We start from the raw sequence: 20,486 nt of genomic DNA on the forward strand, positions 1-20,486 counted from the left end.
AGCGGATGCCTGTTATAGCGGCGTTCGTTATAACGGGGAGTCCTGACTGATTTCGTCAAGCGACAGGCTAAAACTGGGCACGAAGACCGTCATGAAATAGTCCATTTCCGGACTGTGGCGCAGCTGCAAGGTTTTTTCCAACCGCGCTTTGGCCAGCGTGAACTCTGTATTTCCTGCGGATAATTCTTCCAGACACTTCAGGTAGGCGCAGAGTGCGTCGGCCTGCTTAACGATAGCGCGTTCTTCTTCGCTGGTGTAATTGTCATCCAGCAGCATCTGATAATCCTGCTGGAGCTCTTCCGGTAACATCTCAACCAGTTTCTGCTGCGCAATCTTCTCTATTTTCTTGTACTCATGTGCGATCTGTGCGTTGTAATACTTGATTGGCGTCGGCATGTCGCCGGTCAGCACCTCGCTGGCATCATGATACATCGCCAGAAGTGCGATGCGTTCTGCGTTCAGGTCACCCTCGAATTTGCGGTTTTTGATGACCGCCAGCGCATGCGCGACGAAGGCGACCTGAAGGCTGTGCTCGGAGACGTTTTCCGTGCGCACATTACGCATGAGCGGCCAGCGGCTGATGAGTTTTAAACGAGATAAGTGGGCGAAAAAGTGGCTCTGATCCATGGCGTTCTCTCAGACAACAGCACGGTGAAATTGCGATATCGTGGGCGTCTATTGTGAGGACTTACTAGAGATTATGCAAACGAAGGCAGGTTTTCGCCGGGCGATGATTACCCGGCGAAGACAGGTACAACAATTGGGTTGGGTTACTGGTGATAGTGCCCCAAGAAACGCCCTAATTTATGGATTGCCATGTCCAGTTCATCGATGCGAGGCAGCGTGACGATGCGAACATGGTCTGGGTAAGGCCAGTTAAATGCGGTTCCCTGCACTAGCAACACTTTTTCCTGTAACAGGAGATCCAGCACCAGTTTTTGGTCGTCATGGATATTAAAGCGTTTGGCATCAATGCGTGGGAACATATATAGCGCGCCGCGCGGTTTTACGCACGAGACGCCGGGAATCTGATTGATCAATTCCCAGGAACGGTTGCGCTGCTCGTACAGGCGTCCGCCGGGCTGAATAAATTCGCTGATGCTCTGATAGCCGCCCAGCGCAGTCTGAATCGCATGCTGCATTGGCACGTTAGCGCACAGCCGCATGGAAGCCAGCATTTCCAGCCCTTCAATATAGCCTTTGGCGTGTTTTTTCGGACCGTTCAGTACCATCCAGCCTTGACGGAAACCCGCTACACGGTACGTCTTGGACAGGCCGTTGAACGTGACTGTCAGCAGATCCGGCGCGAGTGCGGCAATAGAGTGATGCTGCGCGTCGTCATACAGAATTTTGTCGTAAATTTCGTCGGCGAAGATGATCAGGTTATGTTCGCGTGCAATCGCCACGATATCCAACAGCAGCTCTTTGCTGTAGACCGCGCCCGTTGGGTTGTTCGGGTTGATAATGACAATACCGCGAGTATTGGACGTGATCTTTTTGCGGATGTCATCCAGGTCGGGGAACCAATCGGAGGACTCATCGCAGAGGTAGTGAACAGCGTTGCCGTTAGACAGAGAAACGGCGGCGGTCCAAAGTGGGTAGTCCGGTGCAGGAACCAGCATTTCATCGCCCGGATTAAGCAGTGCCTGCATGGATTGCACGATGAGCTCGGACACGCCGTTGCCGATATAGACGTCTTCAACCGTAATATCGCGCATATCCCGCGCCTGATAATGCTGAACGATGGCTTTGCGGGCGGAATAGAGGCCTTTGGAATCACAGTAGCCCTGTGCGGTTGGCAGGTTACGGATGACATCGACCAGAATTTCGTCCGGTGCTTCAAAGCCGAAAGGGGCTGGGTTGCCAATATTCAGCTTAAGAACTTTATTACCTTCTTCTTCAAGCCGTTTGGCTTCCTTTAATACTGGGCCACGGATGTCATAGCATACGTTCTCCAGTTTCTTGGATTTTTCAATCGGAGACATAAATAGTACGAACCTTCTGCAGAGAGCGCATATTCCCATACGGAATAGCATAACCTGCTTAATGTACTCCTCCTGTAGTACCTTTTGAAGAATGATTATCGCTTTTGCTGCAAATGGTTGCGCATCTACACTATATGGTTGTGTACTCGTTGGATGGTGCGATATGGTAAAGGGGCGGACGACTATTCATGCCGCACTTTTTTAGCGCCAGAATAGGGTGACAGGGAAGGCTCATTTATTTAAGCGTGAAGCGTATTTATTTCGCAAGGTGAAATAAAGAGAAAGTGTCGTTGTTATTGAATGAAGGATTAAGACTGGTGAGCCATTTAATTAGTGATGTCTTACCAATGGAAAGGCGATAGGGGTAACGAAATATAAGTATTTTTTTGCCCTTATCGTGCGTCTGCGATAGTGTCTTTAAATGTATCGGTCATTACCTGTACATGTAATAAAACACCAGGAATATTTTGTTAAAATTAAAATAGATAAGTGAAAAATCGTATGACCAGTGTAAATCGACCAATACTTAATCTCGATCTTGATTTATTGAGGACGTTTGTTGCCGTTGCAGATTTAAATACATTTGCAGCGGCGGCGACCGCAGTCAATCGGACTCAATCGGCTGTCAGCCAGCAGATGCAACGGCTGGAGCAGCTCATCGGAAAGGAGCTTTTTGCTCGGCACGGGCGTAATAAATTGCTAACCGAACACGGTATCCAGTTTTTGGGTTATGCCAGAAAAATATTACAATTCAATGATGAAGCCTGTATTTCATTAATGTACAGCGATATTCAGGGAACGTTGACCATCGGGGCGTCTGACGATACGGCAGACACCATCCTTCCTTATATTTTGCATCGGGTGACATCGGTATTTCCTAAGCTCTCCATCAATGTCAGCGTAAAACGCAGCGCTGAAATGATGGAAATGCTGAATCAGGGGAAAATAGATCTGGTCATTACCACAATGAACGGAGTGGTGTTTCCTCATGTGTTATTACGGAGCTCCCCGACGTTATGGTATTGCGCGGCGGATTATCAGTTCCGATCGCAAGAACCTGTCCCCTTGGTTGTTTTGGATGAACCCAGTCCTTTCCGTTCCTTGGCGACGCAGCAACTGACGGCCGCAGGGATTCCCTGGAAAATCGCCTACGTGGCTTCAACGCTATCTGCAGTGCGAGCGGCGGTGAAGGCTGGCATGGGTATCACCGTGCGTTCGGTGGAAATGATGAGCCCGGAACTGCGGGTGCTGGGTGAAGAAGAAGGATTGCCGAGATTGCCTGAAACACGTTATTTCCTCTGCCAGAATCCTAACCAGGAGAACGAACTGGCGACGGCAATTTTCAATGTGATTGAATCAGGGAAGCCCTCTCACATTACGCCTGTCAGTATGTTAGCAAACAGCATGAATGATAAGCTGTCTTCCGATCCGTCGCTGAAGGACGCGATCTAATCGTATGGGTAGTTAACTATCATTCGGGGAGGGTAGGGATACACCCCGAATGATGATGATTTATGACTAAGGTGTTAAACCTGCATTGGCAGCGTTTTATTGCCCTGATTTCTTCACGCCGATCCCACTTTGCGGTTTCCATTTCACATCAATAGGCTAGGTGTAGCGAGATAAATAGCTCTGCTGAATTATAAAACGCCGGTTCTTTTTTTTTAAAAAGATGTTATGAAAACTGGTGTCCCGTCTTGTTCAGCATCTCGTGGTTTTTTTACTAACTAAATTGGTAAAAATGTGTGCTGGATCAAAAAATACCCCTAATAACCCCATGGGAGAACAGGCATTTTCTGTGAAAATGGTATAGTGACACAGTGAACTTGCTCCCTGTGTCGCTGCACGTTGGTTAACCGACAAAAGGACTGACTCGATTTAGCTATGGGTGAGAACACAAAATGTTAACAAAACAGCGTGCATGTAAAGTAATGTACTGTTATTTTTAGTAAGGTTGAAAAAAAGGTTACAAATTTAGGGGCTCAACCATACCAAGCAAGGCTTACCTGATACGTTTCCATGCTTTTTTGTGGTTATTAATCCTTCCTTTTAATCGATGTGGCGCATTAACTGCCGATAATAGAGCAGGGATGTTACCCGCCACTTTTGATGAGTAAGCAAAGAGAATGTCAACAACTACTGAAATCCTCGCCCATCATTGGGCATTTGGGCTATTCCTTATCATTGCCGTAGGCCTTTGCGTCTTCATGCTGACCGGTGGATTCTTGCTGGGGGGGAGAGCCAGAGCCAGGGCCAAAAACGTACCTTATGAATCTGGGATCGACTCAGTGGGTTCAGCGCGGTTACGTCTATCTGCTAAATTTTATCTTGTCGCTATGTTCTTCGTTATCTTCGACGTTGAAGCCCTCTATCTCTACGCTTGGGCGGTGTCTATCAAAGAGAGCGGCTGGATTGGCTTCATTGAAGCAACCATTTTCATTTTGGTGCTGTTGGCTGGTTTGATTTATCTGGTTCGCGTTGGGGCACTTGACTGGACCCCGGTACGTTCCAAGAGACAAGTCGTTAAATCAGACATCATCAACACTACCAACACTCATCCGCAGTAACAGCGAGGCATTTTAAGATGGACTATACGCTCACCCGCATAGAGCCGGACGGTGAGAATGACCGTTATCCCCTGCAACGTCAGGAGATCGTTTCCGACCCTCTGGAGCAACATGTTCACCGTAGTGTCTACATGGGCAAACTGGAACATGCATTACACGATACGGTGAACTGGGGGCGTCAGAACTCCCTGTGGCCGTACAACTTCGGCCTTTCCTGTTGCTACGTAGAAATGGTGACGTCATTTACTGCCGTTCATGACGTGGCGCGTTTTGGTGCTGAAGTTTTACGTGCGTCGCCACGTCAGGCTGACTTCATGGTCGTAGCGGGAACCTGTTTTACCAAAATGGCCCCCGTTATTCAGCGTCTGTACGAGCAAATGCTTGAGCCTAAATGGGTTATTTCCATGGGGGCCTGTGCAAACTCCGGTGGTATGTACGATATCTATTCCGTTGTTCAGGGTGTAGATAAATTCCTGCCTGTTGATGTGTATATTCCGGGCTGCCCTCCACGTCCTGAAGCCTACATGCAAGCGCTGTTGCTGCTGAAAGAATCCATCGGTAAAGAACGCCGCCCTCTGTCATGGGTGGTAGGTGAACAGGGCGTTTACCGTGCCAATATGCAATCTGAGCGTGAGCGCAAACGCGGCGAGCGAATCGCGGTGACCAACCTGCGTTCGCCTGATGAGATTTGACCTGTAGATGATAAACCCGGTGACCGTGTAATACCTCGATAATAGTGTGCGGTCATTATCAGATACAGAAATAGCACATTTAATGTGGTGACATATTTATGACAGATTTAACGACACACGATCTCGCTCAGCCAGGCTGGGAAACCCGCGATCACCTTGACGATCCGGTCGTTGGCGAGCTGTGTAACCGTTTTGGACCAGATGCATTTACTGTACAAGCAACCCGCACAGGCATTCCCGTTGTGTGGGTCAAACGTGAGCAATTACTGGACGTTGTCGCATTCCTGAAAAAGCAGCCGAAGCCTTATGTCATGCTGTTTGACCTGCACGGTATGGATGAGCGTCTGCGCACTCACCGTGAAGGCTTGCCTGCTGCTGACTACTCCGTCTTTTATCACATCATTTCCATCGAGCGTAACCGCGACATTATGCTGAAAGTCGCGTTGGCCGAGAGCGATCTGCATGTACCGACTGTGACCAAGCTGTTCCCGAATGCCAACTGGTATGAGCGTGAAACGTGGGAAATGTTTGGTATTACGTTCAACGGTCACCCGCACCTGACGCGCATCATGATGCCGCAGACGTGGGAAGGGCACCCGTTGCGTAAAGATTACCCAGCGCGTGCGACCGAATTCGATCCTTTCGTGCTGACCAAGCAGAAAGAAGATCTGGAAATGGAATCGCTGACGTTCAAACCGGAAGAGTGGGGAATGAAACGTGGCACTGAAAATGAGGACTTCATGTTCCTCAACCTCGGCCCAAACCACCCATCTTCACACGGTGCATTCCGTATTATCCTGCAGTTAGATGGCGAAGAAATCGTCGACTGCGTGCCTGACGTGGGTTACCACCATCGCGGTGCGGAGAAAATGGGTGAACGCCAGTCTTGGCACAGTTACATCCCTTATACCGACCGTATTGAATACCTTGGCGGCTGCGTTAACGAAATGCCGTATGTGCTTGCCGTCGAAAAACTGGCGGGTATTGAGGTGCCGGATCGCGTTAAAACGATTCGCGTGATGCTGTCTGAGCTGTTCCGCATTAATAGCCACCTGCTGTATATCAGTACCTATATTCAGGACGTCGGTGCGATGACACCGGTGTTCTTTGCGTTTACTGACCGCCAGAAAATTTACGATTTGGTTGAAGCGATTACCGGCTTCCGTATGCACCCAGCGTGGTTCCGTATTGGCGGTGTGGCGCACGATCTGCCACGAGGCTGGGAACGTCTGCTGCGTGAATTCCTCGACTGGATGCCGAGCCGCTTGGATACCTATGTTAAGGCCGCGCTGCAGAACACCATCCTGAAAGGCCGTACTCAGGGTGTCGCTGCCTACAATGCGAAAGAAGCGTTGGATTGGGGCGTAACGGGAGCGGGTTTGCGTGCGACAGGTATCGGTTTTGACGTGCGCAAATGGCGTCCGTATTCCGGTTATGAAAACTTCGACTTTGAAGTGCCCGTTGGCGACGGCATCAGCGATTGCTATAGCCGCGTGATGCTGAAGGTTGAAGAACTTCGCCAGAGCCTGCGTATTCTGGATCAGTGCCTCAAGAACATGCCAGAAGGGCCGTTCAAAGCGGATCACCCGCTGACGACGCCGCCGCCAAAAGAGCGCACGTTGCAGCATATCGATACGCTGATTAACCACTTCCTTCAGGTTTCCTGGGGACCGGTTATGCCTGCCAATGAATCATTCCAGATGGTTGAGGCAACAAAGGGCATTAACAGCTATTACCTGACCAGTGACGGCGGCACGATGAGCTACCGTACCCGTATTCGCACGCCGAGCTACGCACATCTGCAACAGATTCCTTCTGTTATTCGCGGATGTCTGGTATCCGATCTGATCGTTTACCTCGGCAGTATTGATTTCGTTATGTCAGATGTGGACCGCTAACTATGCCTGATCACAACATGCCTGATAACAATATTTCTGAACGCAACATTTCTGATAACAACGTTTTTGTGTTGAGCGACGTCGAACGTGACGCCATTGAGCACGAAAAACATCACTACGAAGATGCGCGTGCGGCGTCAATTGAAGCACTAAAAATTGTGCAGAAAGAACGCGGCTGGGTACCGGATGGCGCTATCAACGCGATTGCCGATGTGCTGGGCATTCCTGCCAGTGACGTGGAAGGCGTAGCGACGTTCTATAGCCAGATTTTCCGTCAGCCTGTCGGGCGTCATGTTATTCGCTATTGCGACAGCGTCGTGTGCCACATCAATGGCTATCAGGGCGTTCAGGCCGCGCTTGAGCGTAAGCTCAGCATCAAACCGGGACAGACAACGTTCGATGGACGTTTCACGCTGTTGCCGACCTGCTGCCTGGGGAACTGTGACAAGGGACCGTCAATGATGATTGACGAAGATACCCATACCCATGTGACGCCGGAAGGAATTGAATCGTTATTGGAGCAGTATCAATGAGTAAAAACATTGTTCTGACTGCTGAGCAGCATCCTCTGACCTGGCGTTTACGCGCAGACAAACAGCCGGTATGGCTGGATGAATATCGCAGCAAAAACGGCTATGTCGCGGCGCAAAAAGCGTTAACCGGCATGGCGCAGGATGAAGTGGTCTCACTGGTTAAAGACGCTGGCCTGAAAGGGCGTGGCGGCGCGGGCTTTTCAACAGGCTTGAAGTGGAGCCTGATGCCGAAAGACGAAAGCATGAACATCCGCTACCTGCTGTGTAACGCGGATGAGATGGAGCCAGGGACTTATAAAGACCGTCTGCTGATGGAGCAAGAGCCCCATCTGCTGGTTGAAGGTATGCTGATTAGCGCCTTTGCGCTGAAAGCCTACCGCGGCTACATCTTCCTGCGCGGCGAATACATCGAAGCGGCTGTCCACCTGCGTCGTGCAATCGAAGAAGCGAAAGCGGCGGGTCTGCTGGGTAAAAATATTCTGGGCAGCGGGTTCGATTTCGAGCTGTTCGTGCACACGGGCGCTGGGCGTTACATCTGCGGTGAAGAAACTGCACTGATTAACTCACTGGAAGGCCGTCGTGCCAACCCACGCTCTAAGCCGCCGTTCCCGGCGTCTGCGGGTGTTTGGGGTAAACCAACCTGCGTCAACAACGTGGAAACGCTGTGTAACGTACCGGCGATTATCGAACACGGTGCGGCGTGGTATCAGGGGCTGTCTGCGGGTAAAAGTAAAGATGCAGGCACGAAACTGATGGGCTTCTCCGGTCGCGTCAACAATCCGGGCCTGTGGGAACTGCCATTCGGCACCACGGCGCGTGAGATTCTGGAAGACTACGCGGGCGGTATGCGCGATGGTCTGAAGCTGAAAGCCTGGCAGCCGGGTGGCGCGGGTACGGATTTCCTGACGGAAAGCCATCTCGATCTGCCAATGGATTTTGAGCACATTGCGAAAGCCGGTAGCCGTATGGGTACAGCGCTGGCGATGGCCGTCGATCACGAGATCAATATGGTCTCGCTGACGCGCAATCTGGAAGAGTTCTTCGCCCGTGAATCCTGCGGCTGGTGTACGCCGTGCCGTGATGGCCTGCCGTGGAGCGTGAAGATTCTGCGTGCGCTGGAGAAGGGCGAAGGTCAGCCCGGCGATATCGAAACGCTGGAGCAGCTTTGCCGCTTCCTCGGACCGGGTAACACCTTCTGTGCGCATGCGCCGGGTGCGGTTGAGCCGCTGCAAAGTGCCATCAAATATTTCCGGGAAGAATTCGAAGCGGGTATCTCTAAACAGTATTTAGGCAACGTCAAAACGATTGGCGGTATTCAGCCTAACCTGTTGAAAGAGCGCTGGTAAGCTATCGCTCAATACGTGCGAGATGCAGTGAATGTATCCGCAGGGTGGCGCAAATAAGCCACCCTCTATAAACCCAATAGATTTCAGGCGCAGATAGCCAACGCATTTGTGATTTGAAAGATGAGGGTATACAGAATTTTTGATTAGCGCTCGTGGCAACACGAGCCATTATGGAAGCATGCTGACTATGGCTACTATTCATGTAGACGGCAAAGAGTATGAAGTAAATGGAGCGGACAACCTTCTGGAAGCTTGTCTGACTCTGGGACTTGATATTCCTTACTTTTGCTGGCACCCCGCGCTCGGGAGCGTCGGATCCTGCCGCCTCTGTGCGGTAAAACAGTATCAAAACGCGGAAGACACCCGCGGTCGTCTGGTGATGTCTTGTATGACACCGGCAACCCAGGGAACGTTCATCGCGATTGAAGATGAAGAAGCGAAGCTATTTCGTAAGACGATAGTTGAGTTTCTGATGACCAACCACCCGCACGATTGCCCAGTGTGTGAGGAAGGCGGTAACTGTCATTTGCAGGATATGACGGTCATGACGGGTCAAAATTTCCGTCGCTATCGTTTCACCAAGCGTACCCACCGCAATCAGGATCTCGGCCCATTCATTTCTCATGAAATGAACCGCTGTATCGCGTGCTATCGCTGCGTGCGTTACTACAAAGACTATGCGGATGGCAAAGATCTCGGTGTTTACGGCGCGCACGACAACGTCTATTTCGGTCGCCCAGAAGATGGCACGCTGGAAAGCGAATTCTCCGGTAACCTAGTTGAAGTGTGTCCTACCGGCGTCTTCACCGATAAAACGCACTCTGAGCGCTATAACCGTAAATGGGATATGCAATTTGCACCGAGCGTCTGCCAACAGTGCAGCATCGGCTGTAATACCAGCCCCGGTGAGCGCTATGGTGAGCTGCGTCGTATCGAAAACCGCTTTAACGGTAGCGTAAACCACTATTTCCTGTGTGACCGCGGCCGTTTTGGTTACGGCTACGTTAATCAGAAAGACCGTCCGAGCCAGCCGCTGCAACGTCGCGGTGATGACTGGATCGCGCTGAATGCCGATCAGGCACTGCAAGGTGCGGCGGATGTGCTGCGTCAGGCGAAGAAAACGATTGGTATCGGTTCGCCGCGTGCCAGCATCGAAAGCAACTTCGCTTTGCGTGAGCTGGTAGGGGCTGAGAACTTCTACACTGGTATTGCACAGGAAGAACAAAATCGTCTGCAACTGATCCTGAAAGTGCTGCGCGAAAGCGGGGTGAGAACGCCAGCGCTGCGTGAAATCGAAGGCTACGATGCGGTTCTGATTCTGGGTGAAGACTTGACGCAGACGGGGGCGCGTATCGCACTGGCCGTTCGTCAAGCCGTTAAAGGCAAAGCCCGTGAAATGGCAGCAGCGCAGAAAGTGGCTGACTGGCAGATCGCGGCGATCATGAACATTGGTCAACACGCCAAGCATCCATTGTTTGTCACTAACGTAGACAGCACTCGTCTGGACGACATCGCCGCATGGAACTACCGGGCGCCGGTTGCCGATCAGGCGCGTCTTGGTTTTGCTATTGCACACGGTCTGGATAACAGCGCGCCGGCCGTTACCGATCTGGCTGCGGGCCTTGACCAGAAAGTCGATATCATCGTACAGGCGCTGGCCGGTGCGAAAAAACCACTCATCATCTCCGGCACCAATGCTGGCAGCGAAGAAGTCATCTCTGCGGCGGCAAACGTTGCCAAGGCGCTGAAGAATCGCGGTTCTGACGTCGGTATTACCTTCGTTGCTCCTGCTGCTAACAGCATCGGGCTGTCAATCATGGGCGGCGGTTCGCTGGATGAGGCGCTGGCGCAGTTGGAAAATGGTGACGCCGATAGCGTGGTGGTGCTGGAGAACGATCTCTACCGCCATGCACCTATCGCGCGCGTTGATGCCGCGCTGGAAAAAGCGGAGAACCTGATTGTGGTTGACCACCAGCGTACCCGCATTATGGACAAGGCCAGCATGATTCTGTCCGCTGCCAGCTTTGCTGAAAGCGACGGTACGCTGATTAACCAGGAAGGTCGCGCTCAGCGTTTCTTCCAGGTTTATGACCCAACGTACTACAACGACAAAGTCGTGATGCTAGAGAGCTGGCGCTGGCTGCACTCGCTGTACATCACTTACAACAGCCGTCAGGTTGACTGGACGCAGTTGGATAACGTGATTGATGCGTGTGCTGCTGCACTGCCGCAGTTGGCTGCGATCAAAGAGGCCGCGCCGGATGCTTCGTTCCGTATTCGTGGTCAGAAACTGTCGCGTTCACCGATTCGCTCCAGTGGCCGTACCGCGATGCGCGCTAACATCAGCGTGCATGAACCGCGTCAACCTGTCGATAAAGACACGATGTTTGCCTTCTCAATGGAAGGGAATAACAGTCCGACAGCCAATCGTCAGCAGATTCCGTTTGCCTGGGCACCAGGCTGGAACTCACCGCAAGCCTGGAACAAATTCCAAGATGAAGTAGGTGGACATTTGCGTCATGGCGATCCGGGTGTGCGTCTGATCGAAGCGGGCGAAGGTTCTCTGGCGTATTTCGACAACATTCCTGCGGCTTTCGTCCCACAAGCGGGTCAATGGCGTGTTGCGCCTTACTATCACCTGTTTGGTAGTGATGAAATGTCACAGCGTTCCGATGTGATTCAACAGCGTATGCCAGAGCCTTACGTGATGGTGAACCCGGCTGATGCCGCGACGCTGGGTGTGAATGCGGGGGCGTTGCTGGAGTTGACCTGTGCAGGACAAACGCTGCGTTTGCCACTGCGCTTAAGTGCGGAATTGAGTCAGGGACAGGTTGGTTTACCGCTGGGCTTGCCGGGCATTGCGCCGGTACTGGCGGGTGCAACCGTTGAAAATCTGCGGGAGGCCGCACAATGAGTTGGTTAACACCGGAATTAACCGAGATTCTGATCTCCGTCGGAAAAGCGATCGTGATTCTGCTGGTTGTGGTGACCTGTGGTGCATTCATGAGTATGGGTGAACGTCGACTGCTTGGTCTCTTCCAAGGACGTTATGGACCGAACCGGGTAGGTTGGGGCGGTTCATTGCAGCTCGTCGCTGACATGATCAAAATGTTCTTCAAAGAAGACTGGGTGCCGAATTTTACCGATAAGGTGATCTTCACGCTGGCGCCGATGATCGCGTTTACGTCAATGCTGATTGCCTTTGCGATTGTGCCGATTACGCCAACCTGGGGTGTCGCCGATCTGAATATCGGTATCCTGTTCTTCCTGATGATGGCGGGTTTAGCCGTTTACGCTGTGCTGTTTGCTGGCTGGTCGAGTAACAACAAATACTCGCTGCTGGGTGCGGTACGTGCTTCTGCTCAGACCGTGAGTTATGAAGTGTTCATCGGCCTGTCGCTGATGGGGGTTGTCGCGCAGGCGGGCTCGTTCAACATGCGTGACATCGTTGATTCTCAGGGGCACCTGTGGAACGTTATCCCGCAGTTCTTCGGCTTTATTACGTTTGCCATCGCAGGCGTGGCGGTGTGTCACCGTCACCCGTTTGACCAGCCTGAAGCTGAACAGGAAATTGCTGATGGTTACCACATTGAATATTCCGGTATGAAATTCGGTCTGTTCTTTGTTGGGGAATATATCGGGATCGTTACGGTTTCTGCGCTGATGGTAACGCTGTTCTTCGGTGGCTGGCATGGTCCAATCCTGCCTCCATTTGTCTGGTTCGCGCTGAAAACGGGCTTTTTCATGATGATGTTCATCCTGATTCGTGCTTCGTTACCCCGTCCGCGTTATGACCAGGTGATGTCTTTCGGTTGGAAAGTCTGTCTGCCGATAACGCTTTTGAATCTGCTGGCGACAGCGGCCGTTATTTTGTACAACGCTTAAGAAGGGGTGAATAAACCATGACATTGAAAGAGTTAGTGGTTGGTTTCGGCACCCAGATACGCAGTATCTGTATGGTGGGTTCGAATGCTTTCAAGAAGCGCGAAACCAGAATGTATCCCGAAGAGCCTGTGAATCCACCGCCGCGCTACCGTGGTCGTATCGTGCTGACGCGCGATCCCGATGGTGAAGAGCGTTGCGTTGCCTGCAACCTGTGTGCGGTGGCCTGTCCGGTCGGCTGTATTTCATTGCAGAAAGCGGAAACCAAAGATGGTCGCTGGTATCCCGAGTTCTTCCGCGTCAACTTCTCACGCTGCATTTTCTGTGGCTTCTGCGAAGAAGCGTGCCCGACAACCGCTATCCAGCTGACGCCGGATTTCGAGATGGGTGATTACAAACGTCAGGATCTGGTGTACGAGAAAGAAGATCTGCTGATATCGGGGCCGGGTAAATATCCGGAATACAATTTCTACCGGATGGCTGGTATGGCAATCGATGGGAAAGACAAAGGCGAAGCGGAAAACGAAGCCAAACCCATTGATGTCAAAGGCCTGTTGCCCTAAGGAGCTAGCATGGAATTCGCTTTTTATACCACAGGCTTGATTGCGATATTGGCGACGTTGCGCGTCATTACGCATACCAACCCTGTGCATGCACTGTTGTATATGGTCACCTCGCTGATGGCGATTGCGGGCGTCTTTTTCTCGCTGGGGGCTAACTTTGCCGGCGCGTTGAGCATTATCGTTTATGCCGGCGCCATCATGGTGCTGTTCGTATTCGTCGTCATGATGCTCAACCTCGGTAACTCCGTGGAAGAACAAGAACGGAATTGGCTGAAACCCAGCGCTTGGGTAGGACCTGGTATTCTTTCTCTGGCGCTGCTGGTGATTGTCGTCAACGCGATTCTCAGTCTGAAAGAGCAGGGAATCACTGGCACGCCTGTTGAGGCGAAAGCCGTAGGTATCAGCCTGTTCGGGCCTTATGTTCTGGCCGTTGAATTAGCGTCAATGCTGCTGCTGGCAGGATTGGTTGTCGCTTTCCACATTGGTCGTGAAGATAAACGTGGTGACGTTGTCAGTAAAGAAGGCGCGAACCAGGACGTTGAGAAGAAAATAACGGGGGAACGCGCATGATTCCGTTACAACATGGGTTGATTTTAGCCGCTATCCTGTTTGTTCTGGGGCTGACTGGTCTGTTAATTCGTCGTAACCTGCTGTTTATGTTGATTAGTCTCGAAATTATGATCAACGCTGCCGCGCTGGCATTTGTCGTCGCGGGAAGTTACTGGCAGCAGCCGGATGGTCAGGTGATGTACATTCTGGCGATTACGCTGGCAGCGGCTGAGGCCAGTATTGGTCTGGCGCTGTTGTTACAGATGTATCGTCGTCGTCAGACCCTGAATATTGATACAGTCAGTGAGATGCGCGGATGAACTTACTCTATTTAACAATACTCTTCCCGCTGCTCGGCTTTCTGTTGCTGGCATTTTCCCGTGGTCGCTGGTCGGAAAATACGTCCGCGACCGTCGGTGTTGGCTCGATTGGTCTGGCAGCGTTGGTTACCGCTTGGGTTGTGGTCGATTTCATGGGCCAACAGCACGGCGGTGTGACCTTCTTTAATCAGCATTTGTGGACATGGATGGCCGTTGGCAATTTCGACATCAGCGTAACGCTGACGCTCGATGGCCTTTCGGTGACGATGCTGTCCGTTGTTACGGGTGTCGGCTTCTTTATTCACCTGTTTGCCTCTTGGTACATGCGCGGAGAAGAGGGATATTCCCGCTTCTTCGCCTACACCAACCTGTTTATCGCGAGTATGGTCGTTCTGGTACTGGCCGATAACCTGTTGCTGATGTATCTCGGTTGGGAAGGGGTGGGGCTGTGCAGTTACCTGTTGATCGGTTTCTACTACACCAATCCGAAGAACGGCGCGGCGGCAATGAAGGCTTTCATCGTTACCCGTGTGGGTGACGTCTTCCTAGCTTTTGCGCTGTTCATCCTTTACAAAGAACTGGGTACGCTTAACTTCCGCGAGCTGATGGTATTAGCGCCGCAGAAACTGGCTGAAGGTTCACCGGAAATCACTTGGGCGACACTGATGTTGCTGGGTGGTGCGGTCGGTAAATCGGCACAGTTGCCGCTGCAAACCTGGCTGGCGGATGCGATGGCCGGTCCAACGCCAGTCTCTGCATTGATCCACGCCGCGACGATGGTTACTGCGGGCGTTTACCTGATTGCTCGTACCAATGGTCTGTTCCTGATGGCGCCGGATGTCCTGCATCTGGTCGGTATTGTGGGGGCGGTAACGTTGGTGTTGGCAGGTTTTGCTGCTTTGGTGCAAACCGATATCAAGCGCGTGCTGGCCTATTCCACCATGAGCCAGATTGGGTACATGTTCTTGGCGTTGGGCGTTCAGGCATGGGATGCCGCGATTTTCCATCTGATGACGCATGCGTTCTTTAAAGCGCTGCTGTTCCTCTCTTCTGGTTCGGTCATTTTGGCCTGCCACCACGAGCAGAACATCTTCAAGATGGGCGGCCTGCGTAAAACGATTCCGCTGGTTTATGTCTGCTTCTTGGTCGGGGGCGCGGCGCTGGCTGCACTACCGCTGGTTACCGCAGGCTTCTTCAGTAAAGACGAGATTCTGGCTGGCGCATGGGCAAATGGCCACATCAATCTGATGGTGGCGGGATTGGCCGGTGCCTTCATGACCTCGCTGTATACGTTCCGTATGATTTTCATCGTGTTCCACGGTGAAGAGAAAACCAAAGCGCATGCAGGAAAAGGCATTTCTCACCACTTACCGCTGGTTGTGCTGATGGTTCTGTCCACCTTTATTGGTGCGATGATTGTTCCACCGTTGCACGGTGTGTTGCCAGCGACGACTGAGCTTGAACACGGCCAGTTGATGACGCTGGAAATTACCTCTGGCGTGGTGGCGATTGCCGGTATTCTGCTTGCTGCTGTGCTGTGGCTGGGTAAACGTCAGGCGGTGAGCAGCATCGCGAAGAGTGCTCCAGGTCGTTTCTTCTCGACCTGGTGGTTCCATGCGTGGGGCTTCGACTGGTTGTACGACCATGTCTTTGTTAAACCGTATCTGGCTATCGCGAAGCTGTTGCAGCGTGATCCGTTAAATGGGCTGATGACCATTCCGGCCACGATTACCCGTTGGGGTAACCGTGGGCTGGCGCTCAGTGCGAATGGTCAATTGCGCTGGTACGTTGCTTCTATGGGCTTTGGTGCCGTGCTGGTACTGGCCTTGTTGCTGCTGGTGTAAAGCAGCATCCGGTAACGTATGAAAGGTAGGGCATTCCGCAGACAGGGATGCCCGCCACGGCAAGTTTTCAGATTTCTTTAATTTAGGGACACAAAACGCCATGCTACTACCTTGGCTAATTCTTCTCCCCTTTATCGGCGGTCTGCTGTGTTGGCAGTTAGAGCGTTTTGGTACGAAAGTACCGCGCTGGATAGCGTTGATTGCAATGGGGCTGACACTCGCACTGTCTCTGCAACTGTGGTTGCAAGGCGGTTACTCTCTGACGGCGCCGACAGGCGTGCCACAATGGCAATCCGAGTTTTATGTGCCATGGATCCCACGCTTCGGCATCGGCATCCATCTTGCGCTGGATGGCCTGTCGCTGCTGATGGTCGTGCTGACGGGGCTGCTGGGCGTGTTGGCAATCCTCTGTTCCTGGAATGAAATTCAGCGCTATCAGGGCTTCTTCCACCTGAACCTGCTGTGGATTCTGGGCGGCGTTATCGGTGTGTTCCTTGCCATCGACATGTTCCTGTTCTTCTTCTTCTGGGAGATGATGCTGGTACCGATGTACTTCCTGATTGCACTGTGGGGGCATAAAGGCTCTGACGGTAAAACCAGAATTACGGCGGCAACCAAGTTCTTCATTTATACCCAGGCAAGTGGCCTGATCATGTTGATCGCGATTCTGGCGCTGGTCTTTGTGCATCACAATGCCACCGGTGTTTGGACGTTCAACTATGAAGACCTGCTGAAGACGCCGATGTCATACGGTGTTGAATATCTGCTGATGCTGGGCTTCTTCATCGCGTTTGCTGTAAAAATGCCTGTCGTGCCGTTGCACGGCTGGCTGCCGGATGCACACAGTCAGGCGCCAACGGCGGGTTCTGTTGACCTTGCGGGGATCCTGTTGAAAACGGCGGCTTATGGTCTGCTACGTTTCAGCCTGCCGCTGTTCCCTAACGCCTCACATGCCTTTGCACCGATTGCCATGTGGCTGGGTGTGATTGGTATCTTCTACGGCGCTTGGCTGGCGTTTAAACAGACGGATATCAAACGCCTGATCGCTTACACCTCGGTGTCCCACATGGGCTTCGTGATGATTGCCATCTATTCGGGTAATCAACTGGCTTATCAGGGCGCGGTGATTCAGATGATTGCACACGGTTTGTCTGCTGCCGGTCTGTTTATTCTGTGTGGTCAATTGTACGAACGTCTGCATACCCGTGACATGCGTGAAATGGGCGGTCTGTGGTCGCGTCTGAAGTTCCTGCCTGCGCTGTCTCTGTTCTTTGCCGTCGCGACATTGGGGATGCCGGGAACGGGTAACTTCGTTGGCGAATTCATGATTCTGTTCGGCAGCTATCAGGTTGTGCCGGTGATTACGGTGATCTCAACCTTCGGTCTGGTATTTGCGTCAGTCTACTCACTGATCATGATGCAGCGTGCTTACTACGGTGCGCCTAAATCTGATGAGCCATTGAAGAGTATGTCGATCCGCGAATTGTCTATCGTGATGCTGTTGGTGGTATTACTGGTGTTGTTAGGGGTGTACCCGCAACCGATTCTGGATACCTCCAGTGCCGCGATGTCAAATATCCAGCAGTGGTTTATGTCGTCTGCTCCAGATTCAATTATTTCAACAACAAGGCCGTAATTCGCCATGACAATAACTCTTCAACAACTAATTGCGCTATCGCCGCTGTTGATCGTCGGATTGACGGTAGTGGTTGTGATGCTGTGCATTGCGTGGCGACGCAACCATTTTGTCAACGCAACCATGACGGTTATCGGCCTGAATATTGCGTTGCTGTCACTGTACTTTGTCGGTCAGGTTGGCCCAACGGATGTGACGCCGCTGCTGCGTGTTGATGGCTTCTCGATGTTCTATAGCGCGCTGGTTCTGCTTGCTAGTCTGGCTACCAGTACGTTTGCTTATCCGTGGCTGCAAGGCTACCCAGACAACCGCGATGAGTTCTACCTGCTGGTTCTGATTGCTGCGTTGGGTGGAATCCTGCTGTCGAGCGCCAACCATCTGGCGTCGCTGTTCATCGGGATTGAACTGCTTTCCCTTCCGCTGTTTGGTCTGGTTGGCTATGCCTTCCGTCAGAAACGTTCGCTGGAAGCCAGTATTAAATACATGCTGCTGTCGGCAGCGGCGTCTTCCTTCCTGCTGTTTGGCATGGCGCTGATTTATGCTGAATCGGGCGATATGAGCTTTGCCAGCCTCGGTAAGAGCCTGAGCGATCAACAAATCCATGCGCCGCTGCTGCTGGCTGGTCTGGGGATGATGATTGTCGGTCTGGGCTTCAAGCTGTCTCTGGTACCGTTCCAACTGTGGACACCTGATGTGTATCAGGGGGCGCCTGCGCCTGTGTCTACGTTTCTGGCGACAGCCGGTAAGATTGCGGTGTTCGGCGCGGTAATGCGTTTATTCCTGTACGCGCCGATGGCTGACAGCGAATCGGTCAGAATCGTACTGGGCGTCATTGCGTTCGCCTCCATCCTGTTCGGTAACGTGATGGCGGTATCGCAGACCAATATTAAACGTCTGCTCGGCTACTCTTCCATTGCACATCTGGGCTATTTGCTGGTTGCCCTGATCGCGGTGCAGAGTCATCAACTGGCGCTGGAAACCGTCGGCGTTTATCTGGTCGGTTACCTGTTCAGCAGCCTGGGTGCGTTCGGTGTGGTTAGTCTGATGTCCAGCCCGTATCGTGGTCCGGATGCGGATTCATTGTTCTCTTACCGTGGTTTGTTTTGGCATAAACCGATTCTGTCCGCAGTGATGACGGTGATGATGCTGTCGCTGGCGGGGATCCCGATGACGCTGGGCTTCTTCGGTAAATTCTACGTGCTGGCTGTCGGTGTGAATGCAGAGTTATGGTGGTTGACGGGTGCCGTTGTGCTGGGTAGCGCCATTGGTTTGTACTACTACCTGCGCGTGATGGTGAGCCTGTACCTGACGGCGCCTCAACAGCTACAGCGTGATACGCCGAATAACTGGGCCCTAACCGCAGGTGGTGTGGTCGTACTGATCTCCTCCATCGCAGTTCTGTTCTTCGGTTTGTATCCACAGCCGCTTATCTCTCTGGTGCAATTGGCGCAGCCAATGCTGTAACCACCTCCGAGAGTCGGATTGAGTCACGAAACGCCGTTGATGAGAATCAACGGCGTTTTTTTATGGCGAGCTTCCTGCTCGCCACCCTTCGGGCCGTCGCAAGCAACGTTGAAAACGCTCCCTGCGTTTTTTTGTCAGCAAAATCACTATGTTCTCGGGCGGTGGTGATAGCAGGCAAGGTACGTTTTAGGAATGGTCTGGTCTGCTGAAGCCGTAGAAGTCAGGAAAAATTGTCTATAGTTAAGAAGACAACGATTTGTAACTCATGGTTTTTCATAACCAATGATTTCTCATAACAGAAGGAAGCACTCTATGGCGGCAACCAAAAAACAGCCTGAAGAAATTCGTGTCGATGATGATTTAAAACTTCTGACTGAAACGCTGGATGAGGTACTTCGCTATACGGGCGATCAGGCCGATCAGGCCTACCTTGATTTGAAAAAAGGAGCAGAAAAAGCGCTGCTGGAAGTGAAAGCCCGTATTGGCGTAACAGACAGCTATTATGCGCGTGCCAAGCAGGTGGCCGACAAAGCCGATGTGTATGTGCATGACAAACCTTGGCACGGTGTCGGTATCGGTGCCACCGTCGGTCTGGTTGTGGGATTACTGTTGGCTAAGCGCTAGCCTCTGCCATCATGTAGCGGGGGTTGCCCGCTACATCCTCCGATATCCTCTATTCTTGGATCTTATCCTCTTTCACCGGCATGCCTTGCACCCAATATATGGCCTCAAACGGACGCAGCGCCAGTATGGCGGGTTGAGGCTGTGTATCAGAATAATTGCTGAACAATAGTCGCCAGCGGCGCTCATGGGCGTCCGTTGGTGGCTGCCAGCGCAGAGCCTGTTAACGGGGGTTTTGCCGTGAAAGGAAAGCGCATTGAACTGTTTTTAAAAGAGAATGCTCAGGCATGCGGTGTGCTGCACAAATCTGCGACGTGTGGGTAGACAAAAAGGAAAGGGGGATGATCAGGGTGAAATAGAGGCTGAAAAAACAAAAGCCGCCTGTAGGAGGCGGCTTTAGAGATTGTTTATATCACAATCAGAACGGGCTGATGATTGACCCAATACGTTCACAGTAGCTGACATAAACATCTCCCATTCTTTTAAAGAATTTGCTGATTTTGCGAAAAGTTTTCATTATCAGACTCCTCTAACGGGTTAGTTAAGTGTGATATTCATCACGTTTTTAATGGTAGCGGAGCTGAAA

17 protein-coding genes are annotated in these 20,486 nt (G+C 52.0%); 15 read left to right on the top strand and 2 right to left on the bottom strand.

What is annotated here, in order from left to right; genetic code table 11:
• Positions 1–27: 27 nt before the first annotated feature.
• The gene (gene yfbR / locus H0247_RS07300; RefSeq protein ID WP_180741949.1) at positions 28–627 is read right to left on the bottom strand and encodes a 5'-deoxynucleotidase; all 600 of its coding nucleotides are present in this window, start codon (positions 625–627) and stop codon (positions 28–30) included.
• Positions 628–770: 143 nt separating this feature from the next.
• Positions 771–1,985 carry a pyridoxal phosphate-dependent aminotransferase gene (locus H0247_RS07305; protein WP_014916029.1) on the bottom strand — a complete coding sequence of 405 codons (1,215 nt, stop codon included), beginning with the start codon at positions 1,983–1,985 and terminating at the stop codon, positions 771–773.
• A gap of 501 nt (positions 1,986–2,486) precedes the next feature.
• Between H0247_RS07305 and lrhA the strand changes: the two genes are divergently transcribed.
• The 15 genes from lrhA to elaB all read left to right on the top strand — a co-directional run bounded on the left by lrhA (position 2,487) and on the right by elaB (position 19,903).
• Positions 2,487–3,437 (top strand): transcriptional regulator LrhA, encoded by a 951-nt coding sequence (lrhA, locus tag H0247_RS07310; protein WP_180741950.1) that lies wholly within the window; start codon positions 2,487–2,489, stop codon positions 3,435–3,437.
• 674 nt (positions 3,438–4,111) lie between these two features.
• Entirely contained in the window at positions 4,112–4,552 is a 441-nt protein-coding gene (locus H0247_RS07315; RefSeq protein ID WP_015840967.1) for an NADH-quinone oxidoreductase subunit A, read from the top strand.
• Between the two features lie 17 nt (positions 4,553–4,569).
• Complete coding sequence (locus tag H0247_RS07320; RefSeq protein ID WP_005969846.1) at positions 4,570–5,244, top strand: NADH-quinone oxidoreductase subunit B family protein; 675 nt, start codon at positions 4,570–4,572, stop codon at positions 5,242–5,244.
• Between the two features lie 98 nt (positions 5,245–5,342).
• On the top strand, positions 5,343–7,142 hold the full coding sequence (nuoC, locus tag H0247_RS07325) for an NADH-quinone oxidoreductase subunit C/D (protein WP_180741951.1): 1,800 nt from the start codon (positions 5,343–5,345) through the stop codon (positions 7,140–7,142).
• A 17-nt stretch (positions 7,143–7,159) separates the two neighbouring features.
• Complete coding sequence (gene nuoE / locus H0247_RS07330) at positions 7,160–7,675, top strand: NADH-quinone oxidoreductase subunit NuoE (protein ID WP_255433905.1); 516 nt, start codon at positions 7,160–7,162, stop codon at positions 7,673–7,675.
• Positions 7,672–9,021, top strand: coding sequence for an NADH-quinone oxidoreductase subunit NuoF (gene nuoF / locus H0247_RS07335; RefSeq protein ID WP_180741952.1), 1,350 nt, complete (start codon positions 7,672–7,674; stop codon positions 9,019–9,021). The genes nuoE and nuoF overlap by 4 nt, the downstream gene beginning before the upstream one ends.
• A gap of 187 nt (positions 9,022–9,208) precedes the next feature.
• Positions 9,209–11,935, top strand: coding sequence for an NADH-quinone oxidoreductase subunit NuoG (gene nuoG / locus H0247_RS07340; protein ID WP_180741953.1), 2,727 nt, complete (start codon positions 9,209–9,211; stop codon positions 11,933–11,935).
• Positions 11,932–12,906, top strand: a complete 975-nt coding sequence (gene nuoH / locus H0247_RS07345; RefSeq protein WP_180741954.1) for an NADH-quinone oxidoreductase subunit NuoH — start codon at positions 11,932–11,934, stop codon at positions 12,904–12,906. Before nuoG ends, nuoH begins: the two co-directional genes overlap by 4 nt.
• Before the next feature lie 17 nt (positions 12,907–12,923).
• Positions 12,924–13,466 carry an NADH-quinone oxidoreductase subunit NuoI gene (nuoI, locus tag H0247_RS07350; protein ID WP_010278884.1) on the top strand — a complete coding sequence of 181 codons (543 nt, stop codon included), beginning with the start codon at positions 12,924–12,926 and terminating at the stop codon, positions 13,464–13,466.
• A 9-nt stretch (positions 13,467–13,475) separates the two neighbouring features.
• The gene (gene nuoJ / locus H0247_RS07355) at positions 13,476–14,036 is read left to right on the top strand and encodes an NADH-quinone oxidoreductase subunit J (protein WP_015840960.1); all 561 of its coding nucleotides are present in this window, start codon (positions 13,476–13,478) and stop codon (positions 14,034–14,036) included.
• On the top strand, positions 14,033–14,335 hold the full coding sequence (nuoK, locus tag H0247_RS07360; protein ID WP_005969835.1) for an NADH-quinone oxidoreductase subunit NuoK: 303 nt from the start codon (positions 14,033–14,035) through the stop codon (positions 14,333–14,335). The genes nuoJ and nuoK overlap by 4 nt, the downstream gene beginning before the upstream one ends.
• Positions 14,332–16,179, top strand: coding sequence for an NADH-quinone oxidoreductase subunit L (gene nuoL / locus H0247_RS07365; RefSeq protein WP_180741955.1), 1,848 nt, complete (start codon positions 14,332–14,334; stop codon positions 16,177–16,179). Before nuoK ends, nuoL begins: the two co-directional genes overlap by 4 nt.
• A gap of 100 nt (positions 16,180–16,279) precedes the next feature.
• A complete protein-coding gene (gene nuoM / locus H0247_RS07370; protein WP_180741956.1) occupies positions 16,280–17,815 on the top strand; it encodes an NADH-quinone oxidoreductase subunit M in 1,536 nt (511 codons plus the stop codon).
• 6 nt (positions 17,816–17,821) lie between these two features.
• Positions 17,822–19,279 (top strand): NADH-quinone oxidoreductase subunit NuoN, encoded by a 1,458-nt coding sequence (gene nuoN / locus H0247_RS07375; RefSeq protein WP_180741957.1) that lies wholly within the window; start codon positions 17,822–17,824, stop codon positions 19,277–19,279.
• Positions 19,280–19,591: 312 nt separating this feature from the next.
• The gene (gene elaB, locus H0247_RS07380) at positions 19,592–19,903 is read left to right on the top strand and encodes a stress response protein ElaB (protein WP_180741958.1); all 312 of its coding nucleotides are present in this window, start codon (positions 19,592–19,594) and stop codon (positions 19,901–19,903) included.
• The last annotated feature ends 583 nt before the right edge of the window (positions 19,904–20,486 follow it).

The sequence above is a fragment of the Pectobacterium sp. CFBP8739 genome (assembly GCF_013449375.1).
Classification (GTDB): domain Bacteria; phylum Pseudomonadota; class Gammaproteobacteria; order Enterobacterales; family Enterobacteriaceae; genus Pectobacterium.